10 protein-coding genes are annotated in these 10290 nt (G+C 65.9%); 2 read left to right on the top strand and 8 right to left on the bottom strand.

Features of this window, described 5'->3' with window-relative positions; all coding sequences use genetic code 11:
- Positions 1-69: 69 nt before the first annotated feature.
- Both U5771_RS32340 and U5771_RS32335 read right to left on the bottom strand, forming a co-directional pair.
- Positions 70-390: a pyrimidine/purine nucleoside phosphorylase gene (locus tag U5771_RS32340; RefSeq protein WP_175852974.1), complete on the bottom strand. Its 321-nt coding sequence runs from the start codon at positions 388-390 to the stop codon at positions 70-72.
- 178 nt (positions 391-568) lie between these two features.
- The gene (locus tag U5771_RS32335; RefSeq protein WP_044843294.1) at positions 569-1471 is read right to left on the bottom strand and encodes a LysR substrate-binding domain-containing protein; all 903 of its coding nucleotides are present in this window, start codon (positions 1469-1471) and stop codon (positions 569-571) included.
- Between the two features lie 181 nt (positions 1472-1652).
- Between U5771_RS32335 and U5771_RS32330 the strand changes: the two genes are divergently transcribed.
- Both U5771_RS32330 and U5771_RS32325 read left to right on the top strand, forming a co-directional pair.
- Positions 1653-2837: a M20 aminoacylase family protein gene (locus U5771_RS32330; RefSeq protein WP_322027698.1), complete on the top strand. Its 1185-nt coding sequence runs from the start codon at positions 1653-1655 to the stop codon at positions 2835-2837.
- Between the two features lie 42 nt (positions 2838-2879).
- On the top strand, positions 2880-4205 hold the full coding sequence (locus U5771_RS32325) for an MFS transporter (RefSeq protein WP_322027697.1): 1326 nt from the start codon (positions 2880-2882) through the stop codon (positions 4203-4205).
- A gap of 69 nt (positions 4206-4274) precedes the next feature.
- On the opposite strand, the gene U5771_RS32320 is transcribed toward U5771_RS32325, so the two are convergent.
- From U5771_RS32320 to U5771_RS32295, 6 genes are all read right to left on the bottom strand, one after another.
- Positions 4275-4856 carry an AAA family ATPase gene (locus U5771_RS32320; RefSeq protein WP_322027696.1) on the bottom strand — a complete coding sequence of 194 codons (582 nt, stop codon included), beginning with the start codon at positions 4854-4856 and terminating at the stop codon, positions 4275-4277.
- Positions 4857-5006: 150 nt separating this feature from the next.
- Positions 5007-6110 carry a porin gene (locus U5771_RS32315; protein WP_322027695.1) on the bottom strand — a complete coding sequence of 368 codons (1104 nt, stop codon included), beginning with the start codon at positions 6108-6110 and terminating at the stop codon, positions 5007-5009.
- Positions 6111-6173: 63 nt separating this feature from the next.
- Positions 6174-6593: a DoxX family protein gene (locus U5771_RS32310; protein WP_039320753.1), complete on the bottom strand. Its 420-nt coding sequence runs from the start codon at positions 6591-6593 to the stop codon at positions 6174-6176.
- Positions 6594-6770: 177 nt separating this feature from the next.
- Positions 6771-8048, bottom strand: a complete 1278-nt coding sequence (locus U5771_RS32305) for a cytochrome c (RefSeq protein WP_322027694.1) — start codon at positions 8046-8048, stop codon at positions 6771-6773.
- A gap of 2 nt (positions 8049-8050) precedes the next feature.
- A complete protein-coding gene (locus tag U5771_RS32300; RefSeq protein WP_322027693.1) occupies positions 8051-9670 on the bottom strand; it encodes a GMC family oxidoreductase in 1620 nt (539 codons plus the stop codon).
- Positions 9670-10176, bottom strand: a complete 507-nt coding sequence (locus tag U5771_RS32295; RefSeq protein WP_322027692.1) for a sugar dehydrogenase complex small subunit — start codon at positions 10174-10176, stop codon at positions 9670-9672. The genes U5771_RS32300 and U5771_RS32295 overlap by 1 nt, the downstream gene beginning before the upstream one ends.
- Positions 10177-10290 lie beyond the last annotated feature (114 nt).

Raw genomic sequence — 10290 nt, 5'->3', positions numbered from 1 at the left:
CCGCTTCAGCGGGGCTTTTTGTTTGTGCGCATCGGCCGCGCGCACGCGCCGCGGCCGGTGCCTGCACGCTTACAGGTAGCTGCAGACGTAGTCGAGCGTCTCGAGCACTTCGATGTCGAAGCGGCTCTTGCCCGGCACCGAGAACGATTCGCCGGCGCCGTAGGTTTGCCATTCGCTGCCGCCGTCGAGCTTCACGCGGCACTTGCCGGCCTGCACTTCCATCAATTCGGGTGCGTCCGTGCCGAAGTTGAGCGCGCACGGCAGGATCACGCCGAGCGTCTTGCGCGTGCCGTCCGGGAAGAGCACGGTATGCGACACGCACTTGCCGTCGAAATAGACGTTCGCGCGCTTGACGACCGATACGTTGTCGAATTGGGTTGCACTGGTCATGTGATGCCTCTGATTGCTGGATGCCGGATGGCATGTTGTTGGAAGCCGGCCGGGGCGGCAGGCCGGCCGCTATGATACCGGCTCGCGGCCGGCGGGCTGAAAGCCGGATCTGCCGAGGATGCGCGACAGATCGTCAGGATCACTACCTGATTCATTGCGTGATCCTGCATGCCACCGCTCATCGGAGCCCCTTGCGCCGCGCGGAATCGCGCAGGCAGTCGAGCAGCATCGACGCGGCCGGCGTGAGCGGGCTGTCGCGGCGCGTGACGACCTGGACGGATACGCCCGGCAGCCGCTCGCGGATCGGCAGCACCGCGAGCTGGTCGCGCGCCCACTCGCCCTGCAGCAATTGCTCGGGCATCGACGCGATCAGGTCGCAGCCCGTCATCAGGCTGTGCGCGAGCCCGAAGCTCGGGCATTCGACGACCCGCTGCGGCACCGGCAGCCCATAGGCGACGAACGAGTTGAACAGCACCTGGGTCGAGCTTTCGGGCGACGGATTCATCAGCCAGTCGGCCTCGACCAGATCGGCGAGCGACGTGGCCGACGCGAGCGGATGCCCCTTGCGCGCGACGATCAGCGATCGGCTCGCATAGAGTTCCGCGTGATCGAACTCGGCCGCCAGCAGTTCGGGCACGACGACGGCCACCGCGAAGTCGAGCGAGCCGTCGTGCAGCCGCGGCAGCGCGACGCCCGGAAACCCTTCGATCAGGTTGACGCGTGCGACCGGAAAGCGCCGCCGGAACGCGCGAAACGCATCGGGCAGGATCGTCACGGCGGCGGCCGGCGTGATCGCCGCCGCGACCGAGCCCGTCATCGCGCCCTGCGCCTGTTCGATGTCGTCGCGCGCTCGTTGCATCTCGGCGACGATCAGCCGCGCGCGCACCTGCAGCTGCTGGCCGAACGCGGTAAGCTGCACGCCGCGCGCGGTGCGCACGACGAGCGACACGCCGAGCGCGATCTCCAGCTCCTTGACCGCCTTCGTCAGCGCCGCCGGCGACACGTTCAGGCGCCGCGCGGCCGCGCGGATGCTCCCTTCGTCCGCGACGGTGACGAACGCTTTCAGCTGATGGTATTTCATGGCGGCATGCGTGATTCGTGGAAACCCCGTGCATCGCGACGCATGCCGGCTCAGGGTATTCCCGAGCGGCAACCGATGGTGTGCACCAAAGCAATTTATCAGCTTCTGGTACGCAAAAGAAATTTATATGCTTGTCCGTCATATGCGCGTCAAACGTCCCATCGGCCCCACAGGAGACACCATGCTGCAAGCCGCGAACCCCGTCATCCCCGGCATCGCCGCGATCGCCCCCGACCTGATCGACGTGCGCCGCCGCATTCACGCGCACCCGGAGCTCGCGTTCGAGGAAACGCTGACCAGCGACCTCGTCGCCGAGCTGCTCGCGGGCTGGGGCTATGAAGTGCATCGCGGCATCGGCAAGACGGGCGTCGTCGGCGTGCTGCGCGAAGGACAAGGCACGCGCACCGTCGGCCTGCGCGCCGACATGGACGCGCTGCCGCTCGCCGAAGCCACCGGCCTGCCGTACGCGAGCCGCCATGCGAACAAGATGCATGCATGCGGCCACGACGGCCACACGGCGATGCTGCTGTGCGCGGCGCGTCACCTCGCGGCCACGCGCCAGTTCTCCGGCACGCTGAACCTGATCTTCCAGCCCGCCGAGGAAAACTTCGGCGGCGCGAAATCGATGATGGATGACGGCCTGTTCGACCGCTTCCCGTGCGACGCGATCTTCGCGATCCACAACATGCCGGGCCGCGCCGCCGGCGACATGGCGTTCCGCACCGGCGCAGCGATGGCGTCGGCCGATCGCGTGACGATCACGCTGCGCGGTGTCGGCGGTCACGGCGCGATGCCGCACTTCGCGCGCGACCCGATGTCGGCCGCGGGCAGCATCATGGTCGCGTTGCAGACGATCGTCGCGCGCGAGGTCGATGCGCAGCATGCGGCCGTGATCACGGTCGGCAGCGTGCAGGCCGGCGAGACCTTCAACATCATTCCGGAAACCGTCGTGATGAAGCTGTCGGTGCGCGCGCTGAACGCCGACGTGCGCGCGCTGCTCGCGCGCCGCATCGAAGCGCTCGCGAAGGGCCAGGCGGAAAGCTTCGGTGTCACCGCGGAAGTGGATTACGACTACGGCTACCCGGTGCTCGTCAATCATCCCGAGCCGACCGCGTTCGCGGCCGACATCGCACGCCGGATGCTCGGCGCCGAGCGCGTCGAAACCGAAGCCGCGCCGCTGATGGGCAGCGAGGACTTCGCGTTCATGCTCGAAGCGCGCCCCGGCTGCTATGCGTTCATCGGCAACGGGATCGGCAGCAAGGGCGGCTGCATGGTGCACAACCCCGGCTACGACTTCAACGACGACATCCTCGCGATCGGCGCGAGCTACTGGGTCCGCGTCGCCGAAGCCTGGCTCGCGGCCTGACGGCCCTTCATCACGCAGTTCCGCGCTTAGCAGGGGAACCCCATGGAAACGTCCGCCCTTCCGTTCGCCGGCTCGCCGGCCGATGCCCGCGCCGCCGCGAAGAAACGCCGCCTGATCGCGGCCGCCGCGGTCGGCAACGCGCTCGAGTTCTACGACTTCACGGTCTACAGCTTCTTCGCAATCCTGATCGGCAAGCTGTTCTTTCCGGTGCACTCGTCGTTCGGGCAGCTGATGCTCGCGGTCGCGAGCTTCGGCGTCGGCTTCGTCACGCGCCCGCTCGGCGGGCTCGTGATCGGCATGTATGCCGACCGCGCCGGCCGCAAGAAGGCGATGATCCTGACGCTGCTGCTGATGGCGCTCGGCACCGCGACGATCGCGGTCGCGCCGACCTTCGCGCAGATCGGCATCGCCGCACCGCTGCTGCTCGTGCTCGCGCGCCTGCTGCAGGGGTTCGCATCGGGTGGCGAAGTGGGCGCGTCGACGACGTTGCTGCTCGAACAGGCGCCGCAGCACCGTCGCGGCTTCTACGCGTCGTTCCAGTTCTCGAGCCAGGGGCTCGCCGCGCTCGCGGGCGCGCTGACCGGCGTCGCGCTGACCTCGACGCTCAATGCCGCGCAACTCGAAAGCTGGGGCTGGCGCGTGCCGTTCATCATCGGCACGCTGTTCGTGCCGCTCGGCTACTGGCTGCGCCGCACCGTCGAGGAAGTGCCGGCCGCCGCGCCCGCCGCCGCGCACGCATCGGAAGAAAAAGTCGCATCGCTGCCGCTTGCCGCCGTGTTGCGCCATCACGGCAAGGCCGTGTTCGCGGGCCTCGGCGTGACGATCGGCGGCACGTCGATCCACTACATCATCGTGTTCTACATGGCGATCTACGGCGTGCAGGTGTTGCACCTGCCGACCTGGCTCTCGATGACGGCCGGCTGCGTCGCCGGCGCGATCCTGATGCTCGTGACGCCGATCGGCGGCCACCTGTCCGACGTCTACGGGCGCAACCGGATCGTCTGGTGGACGCGCATCATGCTGATGGTCGCGATCTATCCCGCGTTCATCGCACTGAACCGCTGGCCGGGCGCCACGTCGCTGCTGTCGATCATCGCCGCGCTGTCGACCGTGCATGCGATCAACATCGGCGCGACGGGCGCGATGCTTGGCGAACTGTTCCCGCGTGCGGTGCGGGCGACCGGCGGCGCGCTCGTGTACAGCGTGGGCGTGGCGATCTTTGGCGGCTTCGCTCAGTTCTTCGTGACGTGGCTGATCGCGGCGACCGGGAATCCGAATGCGCCTGCTTGGTATGCGATCGGTTGCGGCGTATTCACGCTGCTCGCCATTCGTTGCATGGACGAGAAGGCGGGGAAGGCGCTCGATTGAGCGGTGGCCGATTTGCGACGCACGACGCCGGTGAGACTGCGATGCGCTGGCGCGGGCCTTGCAACAGCTTCAGCAAAGACCGGCCGCTCGCATTGCTTCGATGCACGATGATGTGTCGCGGACTGAAGCGACCTTCCTCGACAGCATCGCGTCTGCGGACAGAAACTCGCTGAGCCGCCTGTCGAAGTGGAATGAAAACCTGATCAAGTCGACGGTGTTCCGGAAAGTCTCCCTGGGCAGGGTGCCCGTCACCGTCGACCACACGAAGCGCTTGATCAGGCGCATCGCTCTCACGCTGAACGAAACCTCCACCCGCAAGATCAGTGAACACTCGGCGAGCAGCGGATACATCCGCTGGTCGTACGCACCTTCGACGAGCCAACTGCCCTGTTCGCTGATCTTTTCGATGGCGAGGGCCATCGACTGGTCCGAGTTCTTCACATACTCCGTACCGCTCTTGTCCCAATAAACGTCGTCGAATTCATACGTGGCGATATTGAACTTGCGCGCCAATTCCCCGGCGATCGTCGTTTTCCCCGCGCCTGATGGACCTACAATGCAAACCTTCATGGTCCAGTCCCGGTTCACGTCTGTCAGAAAGCGATGAATCGCATGGCCGTCCTTCATCGCAGAATAGTCGGTCATAAACATCGGGCCACCTTCGACTTCGACCGGGTGGGACCGTTACGCACATTCATGTACCGACGCCCATGTGCGCGCATCGCGATGATCCAGCAAGCCACGTAAACGCAACAAGGCACGGGCCACCCTCACCCGTGCCTCGCGTGCGCGACGCCCCGCTCAGAACGTATGCATCATCCCCACATACGCGCCCGTCTGCGACTCGCCCGTCATCGGGCTCGTGCCCGACGTCGCGTCGCGCGGCGACGCCAGCAGCGAGAAGTTCGAGTTGCCGCCGTTGCGCACATACGCGACTGTCCCGTACAGGAACGTGCGTTTCGACAGGTTGTACGTGGTGCCGAGCACGTACATGATCGCGTGCCCCGACGGATCGTGCGACGCATCGCCGCCGCCGTCGCCGACCTTCACGTAGTAGCCGCCGCCCGTCACGGCCCACTGCGGCGTGGCCGTGTAAGTCGCACCGAGCCAGTAGTGATCCGCACGATCGGCGACGCCCGCCGGGCTGTCCGGCGCCTGATAGTGCGTATAGGCGCCCTGGATCTTGAACTTCGACACCTTCACGTTCGCGCCGACGAAATACTCGCGCGACGCCGTGAAGATGTTGCTGAACTTGCCGTTGTTGTCGCGCAGTTCGTCGTAGATGCCGCGCACGTCGAGCACCGCCGAGTGATACGACAGCATGATCCCGTCCGAGCGGCCGAAGTCGTCGGCCGCGCCGTAGTTGAAGCCGCGCGACTGGTTGCCGAACGCATATTGCGCCTGCACGTCGAAGCCGCCGATCACCGGGCTGTGATATTCGATGTTGTTGCTGCTCTGCTGCCAGTTGCGGCCGCGCACGAGCGATGCGGACGAAAACGCCTGCTGCACGAACGGATCGAATTCCCACACGCCGTCGCTGTCGATGAACAGGTTGCGGCCGGCCTGCAGCTGGCCCCACGTGTCGCTCTTCAACCCGACATACGCGCGGCGCGACCACATGCGTCCGCCGCCCGTCGTGCCGTTCATCACCTGGAACGCGGTTTCCAGGTTGAAGACCGTCGACATCCCGCCGCCGAGATCCTCGAAGCCCTTCAGGCCGAACATGCTGGTACCCCAGTCGCCGCCCTCCGCGCTCCAGCGCGTCGAACTGCCGTTGGCCGTCGCGATATGGTTCAGGTATTCGACGCCGCCGTCGATACGGCCGTACAGCGTCACGCTCGTCTGTGCGAACGCGGCCGCCGGTGCGGCGGCAGCGATCAGCCATGCGAAATGTTTGAGTCGCAAAATGATGCCCCCTCGAAGTCTCGACCGGCCGGCGCGCACCCGATGCACGCGCCGGAAGTCCGTTTACCCGCGATCGATCGAAAAACGCCCGGGGCCCGCCGCGCACAGCGCAAGCAGACCGCCCGAGATCGCGATGTTCTTGTAGAAATGAATCATGTTGTTGATCTGCTCGCCGCCCGTCATCGTCCAGTAGTGGTGGCCGATGATGCCGGTGCCGATCGTATACAGCGCCAGCAGCAACGCAAGCGGCCGCGTCTGGAAACCGACGAGAATCGCGATGCCGGCGAACAGCTCCATCACGACGGCGATCGCCGCCGAGATGATCGGCGCGGGCGCGCCCTCGCTTCCCATGAACGCGATCGTACCGGAGAAGTCAGCGATCTTCTTCCAGCCGAACATCACGAACAGGATCACGAGCAGGATTCGGGACAGCAGCAGCAGCACATCGCGCTGGGACGCGAGAAACGGTTGATTCGGTGTCATGGTGTGATCAACGAAAGCGATGCGCGAACCGCGCGCACCGGATTGCCCGTGAACCGGGACGGGCGACTGCCGTGCCGCCCGCCCCGCTCTGCAACAACCGGCATCGGGGCCCGCCCGATGTGCTGTGCTCCTCCTCTTGTCAGTGTTGCCCTGCTTCGTGCCGCGTCGCGCCTGGCGTCAACGCGCCTTCGCGACGTCCTGCTCGGTCACCTTCGCGGCCGGGTTGCCGAACTGGCCGGTCAGGTAGTTCGTCAGCGCGGCGATCTGCGCATCCGACAGCTCGTTGCGGAACGCGGGCATGCCGACGTCCTCGCTGCCGGCCTTGCGCTGCACGCCGTTCAGGATCACCTGCACCAGGTTCGCCGGATTCGACGCGCCCACCGTCGAGTTGTGGAACAGCGACGGGTAATAGCCGTCCGGCGTGCCCTTGCCCTGCATCTGGTGACAGGTCGCGCAATTGCCGAGATACAGCCGCGCCGGATCGATGCCCGACGACGCAAGCGCCACGCCGCGCAGCTTCAGGCCGTCTTCCGCCGGCTTGCCCCACGACGAGCGCGACTGCTTCGCGTCGCCGTTGGCGACGGCCGGCACCGTGCGGATGTACGTCGCGATCGCGCCGATGTCGGCGTCGGTCATCTTCGAGAAGCTGTGCTCGACCGCCTCGGCCATCGGGCCCGCCGCCTGCCCGACGCCCGGCACGCTGCCGGTACGCAGGTACTGGACGAGCTGCTGCTGCGTCCAGCCGCCGATGCCCGCGTTCGGGTCGGACGTGATGTTGTAGCCGTCCCAGCCCGCCAGCACCGAGCCCGACAGGAAGCTGCCGCCCGTCTCGTCGAGCGACTTCTCCTGCATCGCGATGCCGCGCGGCGTGTGACACGTGCTGCAGTGCGCGAGGCCCTGCACCAGGTACGCACCGCGGTTCCACTCGGCGCTCTGCGTTGGCTTCGGCTGGTACGCGCCGTCCTTCAGGAACAGCCAGTTCCAGATCTTCAGCGGCCAGCGCATGCTCAGCAGCGCGGGGATCTCGTTCTTCGGCGGCGCCTGCTTGACCGGCTCGACACCGTGCATGAAGTACGCGTAGAGCGCCTGCACGTCGTCGTCGTTGATCTTCGCGTACGACACGTACGGCATCGCCGGATACAGGTTGCCGCCGTTCTTCGACACGCCGTGACGCACCGCGCGCTCGAACTCGTCGAACGTCCAGTTGCCGATGCCGGTGTCCGGATCGGGCGTGATGTTGCTCGTATAGATCTTGCCGAGCATCGGGATCGGCATGCCGAGACCGCCGGCGAACGGCTTGCCGCCCTTCGCGGTGTGGCAGGCCATGCAGTCGCCCGCGACCGCGAGATATTCGCCACGCTTGACCTGCGCGGGATCGGCCGAATCGGCCGCGCGCACGAGGCCCGGCAGCGCGAGGCAGCCGGCGAGGAGGAAGGTGAGAGTAGATTTCCGCACGGTCAGACTTCCTTCTTCAGCGTGTCCGACATCCGCAGCGCCAGCGCCGCGATCGTCAGCGTCACGTTCACCGTACCGACGGTCGGCATCGTCGAGCTGCTCGAGATGAACAGGTTCGGATGGTCGAACGTGCGGCAGTCCTTGTCGACGACCGAGTCGCGTGCATCCGCGCCCATGATCGTCGCGCCCGTGATGTGGTTGTTCGGCGCGAACTCGTCGTTGAACACGACCTCCGTGCCGCCCAGCACCTTCGCGGCGGTCGCATAGACCTCGCGCGTGTGCACGGCGCCGCGCTTCACGTAGTCGTCGATCGCATACGTGATTTCCGGGCGCGGAATGCCGACGGCGTCGGTCGCCGTCTTGCTCGGCACGATGCGGTTCTCGGGCTGCGGCAGGATTTCGTGGAAGCAGTCGAACTGCACGTAGCGCGCGGAACGGTCGCGGATCTGCGCGTCGAGCTCGTCGGACTTCATCAGCTTGCCGGCCTTGAAGATCTTCTGCGTCTCCTGGTTGATCCGCGACATGTTCGACAGGTGGATCTTCTTCGCGGCTTCGGTCGCGCGGAACGGGCCGTCGCGGAAACCGATCAGCGACGTCATCTCCTGCGGGCCGCGGCCCGGCCACAGCTTCTCGTTCGCGTAGAACGACACGCCGGTGCCCGGGTGGTCCATCAGGTTGCGCCCGACCATGTCCGAGCTGTTCGCGACACCGTTCGGGAAATCGCGGTTCGCGGACATCAGCAGGATCTTCGGCGTCTCGATGCCGTTCGCGGCCACCACGAAGTACTTGCCCTCGACGCGATGGTCGGCACCGGTCTTGTCCTTGTAGATCGCGGCGGTGATGCGCTTGTCCGGCCCGGTCTCGAGCTTGTGGACGACCGCGCTGTCGATCAGTTTCGCGCCGGCCTGCTCGGCCTTCTCGACATGCACGATGCCGTTGTACATCGCGCCGATCGGGCAGATCGGCATGCAGTTGTTGTTCCCGCAACAAGTCGGCCGGCCGTCGTACGGACGGCTGTTGCGCGCGACCGGCTCGGTCACCACATGGAACTTCGGGTCATAGCCGTTGAGCGCGCGCTTGATCGTCTGCTCGTTGAACGACAACGGCAGCGGCGGCATCGGGTACGGCTCCTTGCGCGGCGAGTACAGGTCTTCCTCGGGGCCCGGGCCCCACACGCCGAGCTCTTCCTCGGCGCGCTGGTAGTAATGCTCGAGGTCGTCGTACTGGATCGGCCAGTCGCGGCCGACGCCGTACACGGTCTTCATCTTGAAGTCGTTCGGGATGAAGCGCCACGCCGACGCGGCCCAGTGCCACGTCGTGCCGCCCACCGCGCGGATGTACTGCGAGTTGAACTTGTGCTCGCCCTTCAGGACCAGATAGTCGTTCGGCGGGCCGTATTCCGGATGCGGCGCCCACGGGCTCGACGGGTACGGCGCCATGAAGTCCGTCTTGTCGGCCTGGTTGCGGAAGCGTTCGACGATTTCCCAGCGCGGCATGCGCGGGCCTGCCTCGAGCAGGATCACCGACTTGCCGGCCATCGCCAACTGGTGCGCGACGATCGCGCCCGCGACACCGGACCCGACGACCACGACGTCGGCTTTTTGCGTATCGGTATCGGCCATCAGGCTTGCCTCTCGATCGGTTTTTCGGCCCAGAAGCCGGGTTTGTTGGGGCAATACGAAGGAATCACGAGCGTGTCGGACACGACGCTGAACATTAATGCTTCTTCGTACGTAATCACGACGTTGTCGACGATGCCGAGATACCAGGCTTCGAGAATCGACAGCGCGGACGCCTGCTGATCGGGATTCAATGAACCGGACGCAAGCGCGCCGGCGAGTTGCGACAGACCGTCGGCCGTCTTGAACGAACCCTTCTGCAAGGCCTGCAGGAAGCGTTCGCCGAGCACGCGGCTCAGCCCCTTCTTGCCTGTCAGTGCTTCGGAGAGCGTCATGAACGTATCGAGCGGCGCAGTGCCGGGGTTGTCGGCCAGGGCCCGCAACGCCAGCGAACCCGTGAGGCCCGCCGCCGTCAGCGCCAGTGCGCCCTGCAGCCATTGACGCCGCGTGATGCCGGATGCGGCTGCGTCGCGATCGCGACGCGAGTGGGGTGTGTTGTCGTTGTGCATGTTTCCTTCTCTCGAACACCGGATTCGGGAAAACCACGCTTGATATTTCTCAAACTTTCGCGCGGCCCTGAAATGTACGCGCACTAATCGGATCGGACAATGCTTTTATAGTCC

It is taken from the genome of Burkholderia sp. BCC1977 (genome assembly GCF_905339595.1).
Classification (GTDB): Bacteria; Pseudomonadota; Gammaproteobacteria; order Burkholderiales; family Burkholderiaceae; genus Burkholderia.
The sequence above is the reverse complement of the archived record's forward strand: the minus strand, read 5'-3'. Positions and strand labels throughout refer to the sequence as shown.